The following is a 17,296-nucleotide window of genomic DNA, read 5'->3' on the forward strand; positions in this document are numbered from 1 at the left end:
GGATGTTTAAGAAGTATCAAAGGTGCTGCCTTTGCCCCCAACCCCCAATCTAAGGGCTTCCGATGCAGTCTTTACTTTTGTTCAAAGTTCCCTAATCCTGGGCTTCAATCCCAGGCTTTTGCCCACTGTATTCCATTCAAAGTCCATTCAAGTCTATTTAAAATCTCCCTTGATAAGGAACAGAAAGGGAAACTGTGGGGGCGGTTCGAATCACTATCTCCACTTTTCAAACCTCTTCTGAAACAGGAGTTAGCTGATTTTGAGACAGACGACCGATTGCCCTGGGGCATAGGTTCTCATTCAGTAGTTCTCATAAAGTTTTCAGAAGTCCAACATTCATAATTTCTTCGTTACACTTATTCATAGTCTGTTAGTTCATAGTCTTGTTACCCACCCTTTTCAAGTTCTAACCGCTAATCTAATCGATCTCATGGCTGAGACTCTCACTAAACTGACCTACCAAGCCTTGCAGCAAGGCAAAAGCATTTTTAGCGTCGCTCATAAAGCAATCAGCACGCAAGCGATGCACCTCTTTGCTCCCAACGCTAAACAGGAGGTCGAACCTTGGACGCCTGAGCTGTTGGCGACGGTGCAGCAGCGCATGGACAAAATTCTGGCGCAGGACTGGCAGGATGCAGAGCAGGGCATTTACCCCGAAAGCCTGCTGTTTGATGACCCATGGGATGAGTTTGTGCTGAACTATCCCACCGTGATTCTGGACATGATTGGCATCTGGGAGCGGATCGGCGGCAAACGCTATCAAGAGTTCGATCGCGACATTCAAAAAGACGCCTATCCCCGCTACTATCTGCAAAACTTCCATTACCAGACTGACGGCTACCTAAGTGATCATTCCGCCAACCTTTACGATTTGCAGGTCGAGCTGCTGTTTAATGGGGCGGCGGATGCGATGCGGCGACGGGTACTGGCTCCCCTGAAGCAGGGACTCAGCGCGTTTGACGTACCACCTCATCAGATTCGGGTGCTGGATGTTGCCTGCGGAACAGGGCGCACCCTTCGCATGATTCGCGGAATGCTGCCGGATGCGGCTCTGTTTGGCACGGATCTCTCTCCGGCTTATCTCCGCAAGGCAAATCAGTTGCTCTCTCAACGATTACCCCTTGGGGGAACCGCAAAGCAATCGGGCGAACTGCCTCAGCTAATGCAGGCAAATGCCGAAGAACTTCCCTACCAGGACAACTTCTTCCACGGTCTGACCTGCGTTTTCCTGTTCCACGAACTTCCCGCAGAGGCGCGTCAGCAGGTGATTCAGGAATGTTTCCGGGTACTGCAACCGAGCGGTACTTTGGTGGTTTGCGATTCGATTCAGATGAGCGATTCACCCGAACTGGCTCCCGCAATGCGAAACTTTCCAATCATGTTCCACGAGCCGTATTACCGCCACTATGTCACCGACGACATGACGACACGGCTGGAAAAAGCTGGGTTCATCGTTGCTGAACCGGAAGTTCACTTTATGAGCAAATATTGGGTTGCCCGCAAGCCTTCGTAGGAAAGGGCTGAGAGCCTGTTTGAGAAGTCGCAAAGCTTTCGATCGCCCCCTAAATTTCCTAACGTTGGGGAGCTTGAGCCATAGACCGGGCTCGGTTCCCTATCCAAGCATCACTTCTCACCCGTCCCCACCCCTCGATTCCCTGACTCATCCCCCCATCTGTCCATCCACCCCCTACTCCCCCACCTTAAACCGATGACAGTCACGTACCCACGCAAACTCACCAGTTCCTTTGGCTCCTTCAGTGCTCGTGATGTGCTGAAAATGGTTGTTCAAGACCGGGAACTGCACCTACTCACCCTTAACCGCTACCGCTATAGCGAACAGCGAAGCTGCAAGGACTTAACTGACGTAATCGAACAGCTCAATGGCAAATGTCCTGAGCTAATCCGCGATTTGTCGCACCATATTTCAGATGAGTCTCGCCATGCCATGTGGCTAACGGATTTGCTAGTTGATCTGGGTGCAGAAGTGAATACCCCGCCCGGTGCATCCTACATTGACGAGTTCGAGCGGTTGCTCGATCGCGAATACCTCAACGCTGAAGAAAATCTGGATGACGGCCTTATCTCTGCACTGGCAGCGATCAATGTCACGGAAAAGCGCGGCTGCGAGTATTTCTCTGCTCATATCTATGCCCTGAAGCAAGCTCCCCAAACCGAGGAAAACATCAAAATTCGAGAGACGATCGAGCGTATCCTGCCCGAAGAAGCGGGTCACGTTCGCTGGGGCAACCGCTGGTTGGGAAAACTGGCAGATCAAAGTCCTGAACATCGGCAGAAGGTCGAGCAGGCAAAACGCAAATATGCGGCGATCGAGCAGGCAGCGTTTGAAGGTGGTATGGACATCACCCTTGGCGCAGAGCTACGGCGCGTTGGCAAATTGGTGGATATCGCCAATACCCTTCCACTGTGGCAGCGGGCAGGCTATTTGATGGAACGTCTGCCCCAAACCCTGCTGGCTCCCGATCTTCAGCAAACCCGACTCATGGCAGTGCAGCGAGTGATGGAGCGCGACCCCAAAGCCCTGATGGAACGATTTGTCCCAATGTTTCTCAGCAGTCTAACGCGCAACACTCAGCAGACCTCAAAGTAGATTCTGCATTAGCACATTGAATCTGGTTGGATCTGAATCGTTGGGGCGATCGTCAACAAGGATGTTTGAACAGTTCAAATCATCCCCTGATCCGCCCCTACCCCCTAAATTTCTACCCCATAAATACTGAGGGAACCTGGCTCCCTTGCGATTTCAAAGTCCCCCCTCGCTCTTTTAGAGCGGCAAGTAATTAATGGGGAATTATAGGGAGCCATCTAGAACCTCTCACCCGGCTCAAGCTCCCTTTAACAATGCTCTAATTTGCATTTGGGAAGTGGTCGATCTGGGCATAGCCGCTAAAGATCAGCGATTTGCCCTGGGTTTCGAGACGATTAATTCGTAACATTACCCCATCCAGATCAAAGCGATCGAGATCAACCATATTATTTAGCACTTGCGCGAAGGCTTCGGTCACCACTTCCGCGAGTCCGCGCGCCGAGTCGGCGATGCCCTCCGGGTTGAATTTCGGGTTTTGAAAGGCGATTCTGCGCCGCTTTTCCACAGCAAGGGTTGCCGTAAGCTGAATTGGCACGTCACTCTGGTTAGGCAGATCGGTTTTGGCAGCAATGCTGACTTGATTATCGGGCAACAGTCTAAGCTGAATATCCCGAAAGGAAACTGGCTCTCCGCCTGAGAGACTGGTCAGCTGTTCCAGATCGACCTGATAGAGCTTCTTCTGAACCAGCTCTGCTTGAAATGCCCGATTAATACCGTCTTCATTCAAAACGACTTGAGCCACTGCCTGGGTTGGCTTCTTCAAGCGAAGCTGACCCCCTAGCACCGAGCCGAAGTCGATCGAGACTGCGTCGGTTTCAAACGACATCTCCTCAACTTCAAACTGGCGGCGAATCACCAATCCGCGACCGCTCATCTTGAAATTATCAATGCTGCCTTGAAGCAATTTGCTAGAAGGATAGCAGCGCACTGCAACTTCGATCGACTCACACTGCGAAAAAAGGTGGCGAATCGACTGGGTTGCGGCGGCATTGAGCATCCGTTCTCCAAAATCCATACTTGAAGTCCCGGAACTGCTCTTAGGATTTGTAAAACTACCAAACATCAGGATGCACTCGTTAGAAACGCGCTTTTAAGTTCCGTCTGTCCCTCCCGTTGTAACAAAATATTACAAATGCGACAACTAAAGCAAATACCAATTCCCTGACAGTGGATTCACAAAAACTAATCAGATTGCTCGGTCTACCCGGGTTAACCGTTGTCCTGCCTTGTTTTGGCTTCCCGTGTACCGGTTCCTCTGCTGCCAATAACCAGTTTACAAGCTGGCTTTCTGGCGAAAAGCTGTTCAAAGCATCGCCGATCGCTCTAATCTAGAGAGGAAGTGCGACCCTAACAGAGCGTTGATTCTGCTTGGGTTGTTCCGCATCCTTGCTAATCTCTGAATTGACTGGACATTGAGCGTGCCCAAAGCTGGCATTATTTACAACGATATCAAACCGATCGCCTGTCGCATTGCCCAGGAGTTAGCAGATAAGCTGACTGCCCTGGGATGGGAAGTTTGTCAGGCGACCGGACAAGGCGGCATCTTGGGATACTCGAAGCCCGGCCGTCCGGTTTGCCATACGCCGATCACCCAGCTTACCCCCCCTGGCTTTGATGAAGACATGGCATTTGCGATCGTCCTAGGCGGCGATGGCACGGTTCTGGCGGCATTCCGGCAGGTTGCGCCCCATGAGATTCCGCTGTTAACGGTGAATACAGGGCACATGGGCTTTCTGACCGAAACCTACGTGAACTACCTACCGCAGGCGATCGAGGCAGTCGTCGAAGGCAAGTACGAAGTCGAATCACGGGCAATGCTGACAGTGCAAGTCTGGCGCGATGGTGGACTGATGTGGGAGGCTCTTTGCCTAAATGAAATGGTGCTGCATCGGGAACCGCTCACAAGCATGTGCCATTTTGAAATCGAAATTGGGCGACATGCCCCGGTCGATATTGCGGCAGACGGCATTATTATTTCAACACCAACCGGATCAACCGCCTATTCTCTGTCGGCAGGGGGTCCGGTGATTACTCCGGGTGTGCCTGTGTTGCAGCTTGTGCCCATTTGTCCTCACTCGCTGGCATCGCGGGCACTGGTATTTGCTGATCATGAGCCAGTGGTGATTTATGCGGCAAACCGCGACCCGCTGGTCATGGTCGTGGATGGCAATGCCGGCTGTTCGGTGCTGCCCGAAGATCAGGTGCGACTGCTGCGATCGCCCTATGCGGCTCGGTTTATTCGCCTGCGACCCAATGAATTTTTCCATGTTTTGAGAGAAAAGCTAGGATGGGGACTACCCCATGTAGCAAAGCCCACGTCAGTCGAGCTACCGTAGGCGAAAAGCTACCTAAAGCTATCGGCTGAGTGCTATCGAAAAAGGAGTGTGAGACCTGATGAGCAGTCTGGCTCAGGAGCAAAATCCAAAGGTTCTCGTGATTGAAACCGATGAAATGCTGGCGCAGCACGTCAGCTCTGATTTGCGCGAATCGGGATACGACCCGTCGATCGCCTACGATGCGGCAACAGGTTTGCGTCAGGCAAAGGAAATACAGCCCGCCCTGGTGGTCGTTGATCGGCTGCTGGCAGGAGATTCGGGGCTGTCATTGTGCAGTCACCTGCGGGCAACCGGGGCACGAATGCCTGTTCTGCTACTGATGGGGCGCGACGCACTGGAGGATCGAGTTGCCTGTTTGCAGGCGGGCGCAGACGACTATTTTCTGAAGCCTTACCGCAGCGATGAATTTCTGAAACTGGTGCGGCTTTATCTGCAGTCTGATGTGCCCAATCATGAGCAGTTGCGCTTTGCAGATCTGGTATTAGACCTGGCAACGCGGCGAGTCTTTCGCAGCAATCGGGTAATTGATCTGACCATGAAAGAATTTGAGCTGCTGAAATATCTAATGGAGCATCCCCGTGAAGTCCTGACCCGCGAACAGATTCTCGAAAACGTTTGGGGCTATGACTTCATGGGCGAGTCGAACGTGATTGAAGTGTACATTCGCTATCTGCGGCTCAAAATTGAAGACGAAGGCGAGAAGCGGCTGATTCAAACCGTACGCGGCGTGGGCTATGTGCTGCGGGAATCGTAATTCCGGCTGAGGTTGTGGTAAACTCCCGGTGCGAAGCAGTTCCCCTCTGGGGGAATCGCGTTTTATCCGAGGGCAGGTTGGCGTGAATCGAATCTATCGGCTTCAGGCGGTGCGAAGCAGTTCCTCTTTTGGGGTAATTGTTGCGGTCGTGTTTCTCACGATTTTGCTTAGTGCAGGCATCAGTCGGGCAGAACCCGTGATCAATCGCGTGACGCAGGAAGGGGTTCTTGCGATCGGCGTACGAACCGATGCCTTTCCCTTTAGCTATTTTGACGCGCAGGGACAGCCCGCTGGATTTTCGATCGATCTGGTGGCTCGGATGAAACAGCGTTTAGAGTCCAAGCTGGGGCGATCGGTGCGGTTTCAGTTTGTCGAAGTGAGTCCTGCAAATCGCTATGACACATTGCAACAGGGCAAAATGGAGCTGCTGTGTGACTCTACCAGCTTTTCCCGCAGTCGGGCGATGAATGCTCAGTTTTCGATCGGCTATTTCCAGACTGGAACTCAATTACTGGTCAAAGAAGGGAACACGTTTGGCAATCAATTTCGGATTGGCGTTATCTCAGGCACCACAAATGCCGACAGCGTCAAACGTCGCCTTGCCTTTGCAGAATTTGTCGATTTACCCGATCGCGCAACGGGAATGCAGGCTCTAGAGCGAAATCGGATCGATGCCCTTGCCAGCGACGGTATTTTGCTAGAGGCAATGCGGCGTACCAGCTCTGAACCCGATCGCCTCACGGTCATTCCGCGCACGCCCTACGACGAGCAAACCTATGCGTGTCTGCTGCCGCCAGGGAACGATCGCTTTCAAGCTGCCGTCAATGCAACCCTGACTGACTTTATGCAGGGCGTCCTCGATCAAAATCCAGAAGACCTGGCTCTGTTCGATCGCTGGTTTGGTGCAACGGGAGTTGTGCCTATCGATCGAGAACCCGTCCTCGATTTCTTTCGCCGTATCGTTGAGGCTGGAGATAATTCAAATCTCTGAGGCGGCTTTTAGAGAAGTGTCTAGTGAGGATTTAAGGTTCTCCATCGTCCCCTAAATTCCCTTTCCCCTGATTCCCCTGATCCGATGATTGCCTTCATGTCCCTTCCTCTGCCGTCCCTGCTTAGCGTTAGTTTAGGTATCCTGCTGTTAGGCTGTACCCCTCCGCCCCAGTCTTCCCAGTCTTCTCCCGGTGCCGCACCTGTTACCCAAACGCCGCCTGCTGCCAGTCAGCCCGCGAATCAACCTGCTCTAAATCGACCTGCTGCCCCCCAATCTGCCACCAACCCACCTGCAGGACAAATGCTGCCGATTACTGCTGAGGCAACGATGCGCGGACAAAAGATTCAGCTTGAGGTTGCCCGTACTATTCGCGAACAGGCAATGGGGCTGATGTATCGCCCTGCCTTACCTGACGATCGCGGAATGCTGTTTCCGTTTAATCCGCCGCGTCCGTTGCAGTTCTGGATGAAAAATACGCCGCAGCCGCTCGACATGGTGTTTATGCTGAATGGCGAAGTGAAGGCGATTGCACCGAATTCTCCACCCTGCACAACTGACCCCTGCCCGACCTACGGCACAAATGAAGCGGTGAATCAAGTCATCGAACTCCGAGCCGGACGCGCTGCGGAACTGGGGCTACAGGTGGGCGATCGGGTTGAAATCCGCTATTTTAACCAGCCGATCCAGTAATTCGATACAGTAATCCTAATTGTGAAATCAGACGATCGATCAAATCGATCAACAGGGTCGGGGGCTTTCACCGTTCCTGTATCCCGGATTGCTTAAATGCAGCCGATCCATACTGCCGGATTGCTTGACGCATCCAAGCAGCAGTCATCCAAGCAACAAAAAAGCCAGGAATCAACCTGGCTCAACATTATGATTTATTAATTCAATTTTCGACTGGAAAGCCGTTTAGCCTTCCTGATCCACTTCGTCGCTGACCTGACCACCGCGACCCAGCACCTTGACCACCACACGATCGGGATCGCCCAGCACCGTGATACTTTCGGGGAGCTGAAGCTGATTTACATGGATCGTATCCCCTGCATGCAGATCAGAAATATCCACTTCGATCGTCTCAGGGATGTCGCCCGGGGCACAGGAGATTTCCAGTCCGTTCAGCACTGTATCGAGTGCGCCGCCTTCTTGCTTCACACCAATCGCCGTTCCAACAAAGTGAAGCGGTACAGTAACTTGCAGAAACTCTTGCTGACCCACTGAGAAAAAGCTGAGATGATATAGGCTACCGCGCCAGGGGTGTGCTTGCACTTCGCGCAGGAGGGCTTTGCCGCTCCAGGGTAGGTCGGTGACGTTGAGGGTAATCAGCGTATTGTTGAGCGATGCTTTTTTGACCAGCAGTTCTGCCGCTTTCAGATCCATGACTAGCGAGACAGATTCTGCTCCGTTGTGACCGTACAGCACTGCCGGAAGCTGTCCTTCACGGCGCATAGCGTTCGGTTTGCTCCCTTCGGGGCGCTTTTGACATTCGATCGTAAGTTCCATAAGTAATTTCGCGATTACAAGATCAATAGTGGACAAAACTTTTTGGAAGAACTTCCTGGGAGACTTTTTCCGCAGGAATCTATCCTCTGACCCCGGCTTGCTGGCTCCCCTTGTCGTAGAGCAGTGCCCGTTTCGGTCCGTGAATCGGGTCTTCTACAATGATAGTTTGATCGCGGCTTGCCCCTAGCGAAACAATGGCGATCGGCACTTCCATTAACTCTGCCAGAAACTTGAGATAGTCGAGTGCCTGGGGTGGCAGATCATCTAACGTGCGGCAGTCGGAGGTCGATCGCTTCCAGCCAGGCAGCGTTTCGTAAACCGGACGACAGCGGGCAAACTGACGCGCATTCGTGGGCAAATCATCGCAGCGTTGTCCATCAATTTCGTAGGCAACGCAGACTTTGATTTCTTCCAGCGCATCCAGCACATCGAGCTTGGTAATTGCTAAACAGTCTAGACCGTTAATTCGCACCGCATAGCGACCAATCACGCTATCAAACCAGCCACAGCGACGCTTCCGCCCGGTGGTTGTACCAAATTCTGCGCCCCGCTTGCACAAGAGTTCGCCCATTTCGTCCTCTAATTCAGTCGGAAATGGACCTTCGCCGACACGAGTTGTGTATGCCTTGGCAACGCCGATAACGCGATCGATAATCGTGGGACCAACGCCCGCACCAATACAGGCTCCCCCCGCCACCGGATTCGAGGACGTGACATAAGGATAGGTGCCGTGATCCAGGTCAAGCAATGTACCTTGCGCTCCCTCAAACAGAATATTGCGCTTTTGGCGCACTGCTTGAGCAATTCGCAGCGAGCTATCGACCACATGGGGACGCAAGCGATCGGCATAGCCCAGATATTCCTCGATCACTGCATCGGGATCAAGCGGCGGCAGGTTGTACAGCTTTTCGAGGATGACGTTTTTATATTCCACCGTCCAGCGCAGCTGCTTTCGCAAGCCTTCGGTGTCCATCAGGTCGATGACGCGAATGCCAATCCGCTCTGACTTATCAGCGTAGGTTGGACCAATGCCGCGCTTAGTAGTGCCGATCTTATGGTTGCCTCTGCGATCTTCGGACGCCTGATCGATCAGTCGATGATAGGGCATCGTGACGTGCGCCGTTTCGGAGATCAGCAGATTCTTGGCAGAAACGTTGAGGGATTCGAGCTGATCGAGTTCCTGAATCAGCACTTTAGGGTCGATCACCGTGCCGCAACCGATAATACACTCTGTTGCGGGATACAGAATTCCTGACGGAATCAGGTGAAGCTTAAAGGTTTTCCCCTGCACGACCACGGTATGTCCAGCATTAACACCACCTTGATACCGCACCACCACATCCGCTGATTTGCTCAACAAATCGGTGATTTTCCCTTTTCCCTCATCGCCCCACTGGGCACCAATGACGACTACGTTAGCCAAGATCCTAGTTCCGGTGAAAGTTCACACAAACTCTAATTATCGGCAAAATACGGACTCAATGTCAACCAAATTCCGATTCATGTGCATGCGGGGATTTTAGCGATCGCCTGAGGTGAGGCGGTGTTGATAGCGTGGGAGAGGGGCAATCAAGGGCATCGAGGGTGGGGCATATCGGAGGGTTGAAGGGAACTTGCAGGTTAAAGTCTGTTCAAAATACCGTATCAATACACCGTAAAGATGCAAGAAAATTTCGCTTTTACAAGCTTTGCCTGGTTAAGGTAGGGGGACGAATAACCGGATGTAAAATCTGACTACTGAGGCGATTCGGGCAATGAACGACAGTAAAGCCTTGTTTGACTACTGGTATGAGCAGGTTCGGCTGAAGAATCATGAGCTAGTTCAGGTTGCGGGACATGTTGAGACCTATAAGCTGCGCCACGAATGTACCAACTACGATGAGCTCCGCTTGAGCCGTGAAGTTCAGCTTTTAGAGGAGCCAGAGCGCAGCAAAGTTATTGCCATCATTAAATATGAATGCACAGCTAAAGTTTTACAGTACCGGGCAGGTCGGTTGCGCGATCGCGCTAATCAGCTTTCAGAAACTTGCGGTGAGCTAGAAACCCAAAAAACGAAGCTGCTTCGCTTGATTCAGGCATTGCAGGCAAAGCTGTTTGGCAAAGATAAAGAACTGGAGCAGTATAAAGCTCGCATTGCGATCCTGGAAGCCGAGAATGCAGCCCTTCAAGCCGATGCCGAGAATAGCCAGGCTGAAGTACAACTGCGAACAGAGCTAGAAAAGCTTCAGAAACAATACGATGCCGTTGAAAAGCGTAGGCGTGAACTTGCTCAAAACAACAAGAGTTTAGGCGGCAGAGTTGCCCATACGCAGCGTTATAAACGACAGCGAGATGAAGCAATGATTCAGGTGAAAGAGCTACGAGCGCAGCTTCAATCGCTCACCCATGAGAATCAGCAGCTCCGTGCTGAAAACGATCGGCTCCGTCTTGCTTTGAACAGGGTGGAGAATCAGGCAGCTCTCTAGAGCGAGGATTTTATTGTTATGAAACTTCAGGAATTAAAAGCAAAGGTCTACGAGCTAGCAGGGGTGACAACTCCTAAACCGCTCAAAGCAAAGTATGAGTCAATTAAAACGCTAGATTTGCGCCGTAAAGCCTCCTGGGAAAAAGCATTGGCAATTGTTCAGGAGCAGCAAAACAGCTTTGAGAACTGGGTAGAAAATCCGCCGGATGAATACCAAGAGCTATTTGCCCAGATTAAAACTGTCTCGGCAGACTACAGTGAAAAGCTTGAAAAAGTGAAGCAGATCGGGCAGGAAGTTGCTGTCATGGCTGACAGTCTTGAAGAACTTTCGCACGAGTACCAGGAAGAAGCCGATCGCCTCCAGCAAGAAGTGATTGCAGCCAAGCAAGCGGCGGAGCAGTCCCAGCTAAATTAGCCTGAAGTCGCCGAGTAGAACGGTTGCGATCGCGCTTCAGCTCCTAATTCTGCACAAAATCTCCTCTGACCCAGCCTGTCGCACCCGACTCAAACTGGACACTGTACCAGGTGTAGCCGTCTGCTCCCTGAGTGCGATCGACAATGCGAACCGGATCGCCTGCGTAAGCCGTGGTTTGAACCGGGGCATCAATATCAGCAGAGGCTCGGACGTTGATCGATGCGTCGGGATCGCTGGCAGTTAGGGTACTGGATTGAGAATTAGGCGATTGAGAGGATTGAGCCGTTTCAGGACTGGCTTCGGAAGTTGGGCGATTTGCGCTGGGCTGGGTGGTGCTATTGGGGGCTGAGGCAATGGAGCTGGGTTGGGCAGCGCTGTCGGAAGTTGTTCCGCCGGTTGGGGAACTGTTTGAAACTAAGTCCCCACGTACCCATCCGGTCACGCCTGCTACGGTTTGTACGTTATACCAGGTGTAGCCATCACTGCCCGAACTGCTGCTTAAAATTTGAATCGATTCGCCGCTACTGCCAACTTCCTGAACCGGGGCATCGACACTGGCACTGGTGCGAATGTTGATCGGCGATCCGTCGGCCGTGTTGAGTGTGCCGCTTCCGGTTGCCTGAGTTGCAGAGCTGGGCTGGGGCGAAGGAGAGGCGGCTGGGCTGGCGGTTGGGCTGGCGGTTGGACTGGTTGAAGGGTTGATGCCGGGGGTTGGGCTTTCGGATGCCTGGGCAACTGGCTGAGCGTCTACCGTGCCGCCAACAAGCTGAGCAAACTGCTGTGCCTTTTCATAGCTCGTAAAGCTGGCAACTTGAACGGTCGGCTCGCCTGTGATCGCCTGAATCGTGCCGATCGCATCCTGACAGTATTTGGCACGAATCTCGTCTAGATTGCCGCCTTTGATCACCACGGGATACCAGGTTGAGGTCGGAGTCGTTTCCCGATCGCTGCACGATGCCTGAGGAAAGCTAAACTCAGCAGGCGAGGCACTGGCAGAAGGACTGGCTGCGCTATCGAGGGGAACGCCAGGAGCATCGGCTCCTAGGTTGTAGCTGGGGCTGGCAACGCAAGAAGCTAACAATCCGGCGATCGTGACCGCAAAAAATCGCTTGCCAGTTTGACGGGGGGTTAACTGAGGAGCTAGCCGCGAGCAGCGAAGGCGAAACAAGTCGATCGAAGGAACAACCATAGAATGCCGTGACCTGCAAAGACGAAAGCGTTAGAACTAAACCAAAGCACCAATAGATTAGCAGTCCTCTGCAAAAATGGCGCAAGTCAGAAGGGAGATCACCCGTATTATTAAAATGAATCGGTTTATTGTAGTGCAATGCAAAAGCTTTTGATCACGGGCGCGAGTGGTTTTTTGGGATGGTATCTCTGCCAAGCTGCCCAAACCGATTGGGAAGTCTACGGAACCCATCATCGGCAGGCGGTCAATTTGGCAAAAGTTCACTCGCTGCCGATCGACCTCACCGATCTGGATGCCCTGAAATCGCTGTTTGCCACCGTTCGACCGGATGCGGTAATTCATGCGGCGGCAGTGTCTCGCCCCAAGGACTGTCAGGATGATCCGGTGCGATCGTACCAAACGAATGTGGTTGCTTCCTGTAATATTGCCGAGCGATGTGAAGCGGCGGGAATTCCCTGCGTGTTTACGTCTTCGGAGCTGGTGTTTGATGGGCTAAATCCGCCCTATCGAGAAGGCGATCCGGTCAGCCCAATTAATCTGTATGGCGAACAGAAAGTTGCTGCCGAATTGGGAATGCTCGATCGCTGTTCTCAAATGCTCGTTTGCCGGATGCCGCTGATGTTTGGCAATGTGCCCCATGCTGAGAGCTTTCTCCAGCCGTTTATCCAAAGGTTGAGATCCGGTGAGCGGCTGAATGTGTTTGTGGATGAGTTTCGCACGCCTGTTAGCGGAGAAGATGCTGCAAAAGGCATTTTGCAGATCATGGACAAAGTGCGGGGCAGGGTGCATCTCGGTGGGAAAGAGCGGCTGTCACGCTACAAATTTGGGCAACACCTGGTCGCAGCCCTCGATTTACCGGAGACGATGCTGAACCCCTGTCGTCAAGCAGATGTGCCGATGTCTGCCCCTCGCGCCCCGGATGTTAGCCTCGATAGTTCATTGGCGTTTAGCCTGGGATACAATCCGACTCCTGTAAAGGAAGCATTAGCACGGCTGCTGCATCCTGCTGAAGAATAAGGCGTTGAGCGATCGTCACTTCAGAAGCGAATCAAACAACAAATGAAACAAGGTAAACTTTTGTAAACAAATACTTCATCCTTACTCTTCATCTTTATCGCGACTGAAAGCCCATGATGACTCGCCGTACCTTGCTTCAGCTTCTACAAGCCTGCTGTTTTGCCCTGCTAGTTGCCCTCAGCCCCATCGCCCCTGCCTTTGCCCTGGGCGGACCTCAGCCGTCGATCGATCAGCCTGCGCCCGACTTTACCTTGCCCACCAACAGTGGAAACGGCACAATTTCCCTCAAGGACTATCGCGGCAAATGGGTCGTAGTCTACTTTTATCCTAAGGATTTCACCCCCGGCTGCACGCTAGAGGCACAGCGATTTCAGCGGGATCTGCCTAAGTACAAAGCGCGAAACACAGAAATTCTCGGCATTAGTGCCGATGATGTGGATTCTCACACAGAGTTTTGCGACTCTGAAGGGCTAAAGTTCCCTCTGCTTGCGGATACCGATGGAGCTGTGAGTAAAGCCTATGGCTCCTGGCTAAGTCCAATGTCGCTGCGTCATACTTATCTGATTGATCCAAACGGGATTTTGCGCGATCGATTTCTGGGCGTGAGTCCCGCACTCCATAGTCAGGAAGTGCTGGCGCGACTGGGAGAGCTGCAATCTGCCTGACCAGGATGATTTTCACAATGCTCGATTATCCCTTTGGGGAACTGCAAAATAAACGCATGGCTCGTTTTCGACAAAAGCTGATGATATGGCTGAGCGTCCTGCTGCTAACAACCTGCTTTTTTGCCCAGCCGTCGCTTGCAGCCTATGATGTCATTGCGAATCATCCCGATGAGCCGTTTCGCAGCGTTTTGTTTCGCTCGAAGCAGAGTTTGCGCGATCGATCGGGCAATTCCTGGCAGGTCGTGGTGTTTCGCTACGGCAGTCCCGAAGGATTAACCCCTGTGACACTGAGACTTGTTGGGTTTCCGGGCATTGTTACATTTCGCCATCCTCAAGATCTAACCCTCACCAGCGAAGCCAGAAGCTGGCAGGCAGCAGAGCGACCCACCCCCCAAACTGCCGTGCCAAACGTGGGAGAGTACGACCTGACGAAGATCGTGCAGCAGTTGCCAATTGGAGGTTCCCTCAAACTGCGGCTGCCCCTGGACGATCGTTCTGAGGTTTTACGGGTTCCAGGTTTTGTTGTGCAGGAATGGCAGCAGGTCGCTAGGGCAGAGCCTTAAACACTCCTGATTTGAAGCTTGATTTAAGTTAGAGGAATTCTGGGTAGTATAAGTTAGGCATGGAGATTGCTAACCCCTCCCATCACCTGCCCGGTTGCCGCACTTTCGGAGCCGTTTCTCAGAATTGTGGCTGATTTCATTATCCTCTTCGATCGCAACTTCTCATGCAGACTGCTGCGTTTAGTGAACTATTTCCTCTGTTTAATGCCGCCAGTCCAGAGACGATTGAGTGGCTGATGTCCAATACGGTCGAGCATGAGTATCCGACCGATCGTGCAGTGCTGATGGAAGATGCCTGGGGCAATGCCGTTTACTTTGTTGAATCGGGATGGGTCAAGGTGCGTCGTCACGTCGGGGGAGGGTTTGTGACGCTGGCGATCCTAGGACGCGGAGACTTCTTTGGTGAGATGGCAATTCTGGACGAGTCGCCGCGATCGACCGATGTAATTGCCCTGTCTTCGGTCAAGCTGCTCAGCATCTCAGCTCAGCGATTTATCCAGACGCTATTTCGCGACTCCCAGCTTCATCACCGAATGCTTCAGCTCATGGTACGACGGCTGCGGCAAATGAATGTCCGCTTTCAGCTTCGGCATCAGCCCCCTGCCATCAAGCTTGTGAATACACTGGTATCACTAGGTGAGCATTACGGAACTGCCACTGAGTACGGCATCGAGGTTCTTAATATTCCCTTTAAAGATCTGGCAGATGTGAGCGACATTACGGTTGAAGAAGCTGCCAAAATCATGGAAAAGCTGCACGCTAAAGGCTGGATCAGGGTTGTGCCTTCTCGCAATGCGATGTTTCTTACGAACATGAGGCAGCTGGCTCATCTGGCAGGCAGAACTCAGTAAGTCATACAGCAAGTCATACAGCAGGTCAGTGGTCATCACCGCGAAGACGTACTACACTCAAACCACACCCTATCGTGAGTTCTCAAGATGACCGGAGTGACTGAAACGCGCCCTGTGGCTCGATCGCGTACTCATCTGACGCTGCACTATCAGGTGGCGATGCCGCAGCCGACTAATCATCTATTTGAAGTAGCGTTACGGGTGCAGGGCTGGCAGGCGGACGTACTGGATCTGAAAATGCCCGTCTGGACTCCCGGCTCGTATCTGGTGCGCGAGTATGCCCGTCATTTGCAGGATTTTGCGGCAGAAGCTGACCCGTCTTCGATGGCAGCAGGAAGCGATCGCCCGCTAAGCTGGCGCAAGGTGAGCAAAAATCACTGGCAAATTGATACCGCAGGCGTTTCAGAACTCACGGTGCGCTACCGCATCTTTGCCAACGAACTCACGGTTCGCACAAATCATTTAGATGCGACGCACGGCTATTTCAATGGGGCAGCCCTTTTCTTTTACGTCCCCGGCTACGAGAAGCAGCCTTTGCAGGTGACGATCGTTCCCCCTCACGCCGACTGGCAAATCGCCACCCCCCTACCACTGATGACCGGGCAGGAAAACACCTTTGAAGCGAAGGATTTTGACACGCTGGTCGATAGTCCGTTTGAGGTGGGACAGCAGGAGCGATACGAATTTGAAGTGCTGGGCAAACCGCATCACTTTGTCGTTTGGGGACAGGGCAATATTGAACCCGATCGGGTGATTGCTGACACGAAGAAAATTATTGAAACCGAAGCGAATCTATTTGGCGGTCTGCCCTACGATCGCTATCTGTTTCTGCTGCATCTCACGTCTCAAGGCTTTGGCGGATTGGAACACAAGAATTCCTGTTCGCTGATTTATTCCCGATTCGGCTTCCGCTCAGACGATCGCTATCACCGCTTTATGCAGTTGGTGGCGCACGAGTTTTTCCACCTGTGGAACGTGAAGCGAATTCGCCCCAAAGCGTTGGAAGTGTTCGACTACGAGCAGGAAAACTATACGCCATCGCTCTGGTTTAGCGAAGGGACGACCAGCTTTTACGATCTGGCGTTTCCGTTCCGGGCAGGTCTCTACGACGCGAAAACTTATCTGAGTGAGCTGAGCAAGGAAATTACCCGTTACCTCACCATCCCCGGACGCAATGTGCAGCCCTTGAGCGAGTCGAGCTTTGATGCCTGGATCAAGCTTTACCGCCGCGATAACAACAGCGACAACTCACAGATCTCTTATTATCTCAAGGGCGAAATGGTTTCGCTGCTGCTGGATCTGCTAATTCGCGCTAAACACCACAACCAACGATCGCTCGATGATGTAATGCGGCAACTCTGGCAGCAGTTCGGCAAGGATGAAATTGGCTTCACTCCAGAACAGCTTGAGTCTGTGATTCAGACGATTGCGGAAGAGGATTCAACCGACTTTTTCAATCGCTTCCTGCACACCGTTGAGGAACTGCCCTTTGATCAGTATCTGGAACCCTTTGGACTGCGGCTCCAGCCCGAAGACACCAGTGGACATCCGCCGTTCCTCGGACTGACCGCCAAATCTGAACACGGGCGCGAGATGATCAAATTTGTGGAAAGCAACTCTCCGGCGCAGCAGGCAGGCATTGACCCCGATGATGAGCTATTGGCGATCGATGGCTTACGAATTAAGGCAGATCAGTTAGGCGATCGGCTAAAGGATTACCGAGCAGGGGACTTGATTCAGGTGACGGTGTTTCATCAGGATGAGCTGCGAACTCGTACCGTGACATTGGCGGCTCCGCGTCCGGCAAGCTATCGACTCGTGGCAATTGATTCTCTTTCTCAGACACAAAAGAAACTGCTGCACGGTTGGTTAGGCGTTGAGACAATTTAGGCAGAAACTCAGGATTGCTCCGGTTCAATCCCAAGTTCTCAAAGTGGGAC

The 17,296-nt window shown here is 52.5% G+C and carries 17 protein-coding genes; 13 read left to right on the plus strand and 4 right to left on the minus strand.

Going from position 1 to position 17,296, the window contains the following annotated elements; translation table 11 throughout:
- Nucleotides 1-430: 430 nt before the first annotated feature.
- The gene (locus NDA02_RS01740; RefSeq protein ID WP_190790774.1) at nt 431-1,513 is read left to right on the plus strand and encodes a class I SAM-dependent methyltransferase; all 1,083 of its coding nucleotides are present in this window, start codon (nt 431-433) and stop codon (nt 1,511-1,513) included.
- A 195-nt stretch (nt 1,514-1,708) separates the two neighbouring features.
- Nucleotides 1,709-2,608 (plus strand): ferritin-like domain-containing protein, encoded by a 900-nt coding sequence (locus NDA02_RS01745; RefSeq protein ID WP_190790773.1) that lies wholly within the window; start codon nt 1,709-1,711, stop codon nt 2,606-2,608.
- A 256-nt stretch (nt 2,609-2,864) separates the two neighbouring features.
- On the opposite strand, the gene NDA02_RS01750 is transcribed toward NDA02_RS01745, so the two are convergent.
- Nucleotides 2,865-3,668: a DUF2993 domain-containing protein gene (locus NDA02_RS01750; RefSeq protein WP_190790772.1), complete on the minus strand. Its 804-nt coding sequence runs from the start codon at nt 3,666-3,668 to the stop codon at nt 2,865-2,867.
- Nucleotides 3,669-4,023: 355 nt separating this feature from the next.
- On the opposite strand from NDA02_RS01750, the gene NDA02_RS01755 reads away from it, so the two are divergent.
- From NDA02_RS01755 to NDA02_RS01770, 4 genes are all read left to right on the plus strand, one after another.
- A complete protein-coding gene (locus NDA02_RS01755) occupies nt 4,024-4,941 on the plus strand; it encodes an NAD(+) kinase (protein ID WP_190790771.1) in 918 nt (305 codons plus the stop codon).
- Between the two features lie 58 nt (nt 4,942-4,999).
- The gene (nblR, locus tag NDA02_RS01760) at nt 5,000-5,695 is read left to right on the plus strand and encodes a response regulator transcription factor NblR (protein WP_190790770.1); all 696 of its coding nucleotides are present in this window, start codon (nt 5,000-5,002) and stop codon (nt 5,693-5,695) included.
- 82 nt (nt 5,696-5,777) lie between these two features.
- Nucleotides 5,778-6,686 carry an amino acid ABC transporter substrate-binding protein gene (locus NDA02_RS01765; protein ID WP_348245812.1) on the plus strand — a complete coding sequence of 303 codons (909 nt, stop codon included), beginning with the start codon at nt 5,778-5,780 and terminating at the stop codon, nt 6,684-6,686.
- Nucleotides 6,687-6,782: 96 nt separating this feature from the next.
- The gene (locus NDA02_RS01770) at nt 6,783-7,376 is read left to right on the plus strand and encodes a DUF192 domain-containing protein (protein WP_190790768.1); all 594 of its coding nucleotides are present in this window, start codon (nt 6,783-6,785) and stop codon (nt 7,374-7,376) included.
- A gap of 225 nt (nt 7,377-7,601) precedes the next feature.
- Here NDA02_RS01770 and NDA02_RS01775 read toward each other — a convergent pair whose 3' ends face one another.
- Together NDA02_RS01775 and NDA02_RS01780 are read right to left on the minus strand one after the other, a co-directional pair.
- Nucleotides 7,602-8,192 carry a 50S ribosomal protein L25/general stress protein Ctc gene (locus tag NDA02_RS01775; protein WP_190790767.1) on the minus strand — a complete coding sequence of 197 codons (591 nt, stop codon included), beginning with the start codon at nt 8,190-8,192 and terminating at the stop codon, nt 7,602-7,604.
- A 79-nt stretch (nt 8,193-8,271) separates the two neighbouring features.
- Nucleotides 8,272-9,615 carry an adenylosuccinate synthase gene (locus NDA02_RS01780; RefSeq protein WP_190790766.1) on the minus strand — a complete coding sequence of 448 codons (1,344 nt, stop codon included), beginning with the start codon at nt 9,613-9,615 and terminating at the stop codon, nt 8,272-8,274.
- A gap of 331 nt (nt 9,616-9,946) precedes the next feature.
- Here NDA02_RS01780 and NDA02_RS01785 point away from each other — a divergent pair, with 331 nt between their 5' ends.
- Both NDA02_RS01785 and NDA02_RS01790 read left to right on the plus strand, forming a co-directional pair.
- Nucleotides 9,947-10,657: a hypothetical protein gene (locus NDA02_RS01785; RefSeq protein WP_190792278.1), complete on the plus strand. Its 711-nt coding sequence runs from the start codon at nt 9,947-9,949 to the stop codon at nt 10,655-10,657.
- A gap of 18 nt (nt 10,658-10,675) precedes the next feature.
- A complete protein-coding gene (locus NDA02_RS01790) occupies nt 10,676-11,071 on the plus strand; it encodes a hypothetical protein (protein ID WP_190792277.1) in 396 nt (131 codons plus the stop codon).
- Between the two features lie 43 nt (nt 11,072-11,114).
- Here the strand turns inward: NDA02_RS01790 and NDA02_RS01795 are convergent, their stop codons facing one another.
- Nucleotides 11,115-12,260: an SH3 domain-containing protein gene (locus NDA02_RS01795; protein ID WP_190792276.1), complete on the minus strand. Its 1,146-nt coding sequence runs from the start codon at nt 12,258-12,260 to the stop codon at nt 11,115-11,117.
- 138 nt (nt 12,261-12,398) lie between these two features.
- Here NDA02_RS01795 and NDA02_RS01800 point away from each other — a divergent pair, with 138 nt between their 5' ends.
- From NDA02_RS01800 to NDA02_RS01820, 5 genes are all read left to right on the plus strand, one after another.
- Entirely contained in the window at nt 12,399-13,277 is an 879-nt protein-coding gene (locus NDA02_RS01800; protein ID WP_190792275.1) for an NAD(P)-dependent oxidoreductase, read from the plus strand.
- A gap of 116 nt (nt 13,278-13,393) precedes the next feature.
- Nucleotides 13,394-13,942 carry a peroxiredoxin gene (locus NDA02_RS01805; protein ID WP_190792274.1) on the plus strand — a complete coding sequence of 183 codons (549 nt, stop codon included), beginning with the start codon at nt 13,394-13,396 and terminating at the stop codon, nt 13,940-13,942.
- Nucleotides 13,943-13,959: 17 nt separating this feature from the next.
- Nucleotides 13,960-14,505, plus strand: a complete 546-nt coding sequence (locus NDA02_RS01810; RefSeq protein WP_190792273.1) for a DUF3122 domain-containing protein — start codon at nt 13,960-13,962, stop codon at nt 14,503-14,505.
- 164 nt (nt 14,506-14,669) lie between these two features.
- Entirely contained in the window at nt 14,670-15,356 is a 687-nt protein-coding gene (locus NDA02_RS01815) for a Crp/Fnr family transcriptional regulator (protein WP_190792272.1), read from the plus strand.
- A gap of 87 nt (nt 15,357-15,443) precedes the next feature.
- Complete coding sequence (locus NDA02_RS01820; protein ID WP_190792271.1) at nt 15,444-17,246, plus strand: M61 family metallopeptidase; 1,803 nt, start codon at nt 15,444-15,446, stop codon at nt 17,244-17,246.
- Nucleotides 17,247-17,296: the final 50 nt, after the last annotated feature.

Source organism: Leptolyngbya sp. ST-U4, from assembly GCF_039962215.1.
In the GTDB taxonomy this organism is placed as follows: Bacteria; Cyanobacteriota; Cyanobacteriia; order Elainellales; family Elainellaceae; genus Leptolyngbya_A.

What these genes read in the sequence shown, in the direction of transcription:
- NDA02_RS01740 (WP_190790774.1), top strand. Translation starts at nt 431, where the DNA reads ATGGCTGAGACTCTCACTAAACTGACCTACCAAGCCTTGCAGCAAGGC.
- NDA02_RS01745 (WP_190790773.1), top strand. Translation starts at nt 1,709, where the DNA reads ATGACAGTCACGTACCCACGCAAACTCACCAGTTCCTTTGGCTCCTTC.
- NDA02_RS01750 (WP_190790772.1), bottom strand. Translation starts at nt 3,668, where the DNA reads ATGTTTGGTAGTTTTACAAATCCTAAGAGCAGTTCCGGGACTTCAAGT.
- nblR (WP_190790770.1), top strand. Translation starts at nt 5,000, where the DNA reads ATGAGCAGTCTGGCTCAGGAGCAAAATCCAAAGGTTCTCGTGATTGAA.
- NDA02_RS01770 (WP_190790768.1), top strand. Translation starts at nt 6,783, where the DNA reads ATGTCCCTTCCTCTGCCGTCCCTGCTTAGCGTTAGTTTAGGTATCCTG.
- NDA02_RS01775 (WP_190790767.1), bottom strand. Translation starts at nt 8,192, where the DNA reads ATGGAACTTACGATCGAATGTCAAAAGCGCCCCGAAGGGAGCAAACCG.
- NDA02_RS01785 (WP_190792278.1), top strand. Translation starts at nt 9,947, where the DNA reads ATGAACGACAGTAAAGCCTTGTTTGACTACTGGTATGAGCAGGTTCGG.
- NDA02_RS01790 (WP_190792277.1), top strand. Translation starts at nt 10,676, where the DNA reads ATGAAACTTCAGGAATTAAAAGCAAAGGTCTACGAGCTAGCAGGGGTG.
- NDA02_RS01795 (WP_190792276.1), bottom strand. Translation starts at nt 12,260, where the DNA reads ATGGTTGTTCCTTCGATCGACTTGTTTCGCCTTCGCTGCTCGCGGCTA.
- NDA02_RS01800 (WP_190792275.1), top strand. Translation starts at nt 12,399, where the DNA reads ATGCAAAAGCTTTTGATCACGGGCGCGAGTGGTTTTTTGGGATGGTAT.
- NDA02_RS01805 (WP_190792274.1), top strand. Translation starts at nt 13,394, where the DNA reads ATGACTCGCCGTACCTTGCTTCAGCTTCTACAAGCCTGCTGTTTTGCC.
- NDA02_RS01810 (WP_190792273.1), top strand. Translation starts at nt 13,960, where the DNA reads ATGCTCGATTATCCCTTTGGGGAACTGCAAAATAAACGCATGGCTCGT.
- NDA02_RS01815 (WP_190792272.1), top strand. Translation starts at nt 14,670, where the DNA reads ATGCAGACTGCTGCGTTTAGTGAACTATTTCCTCTGTTTAATGCCGCC.
- NDA02_RS01820 (WP_190792271.1), top strand. Translation starts at nt 15,444, where the DNA reads ATGACCGGAGTGACTGAAACGCGCCCTGTGGCTCGATCGCGTACTCAT.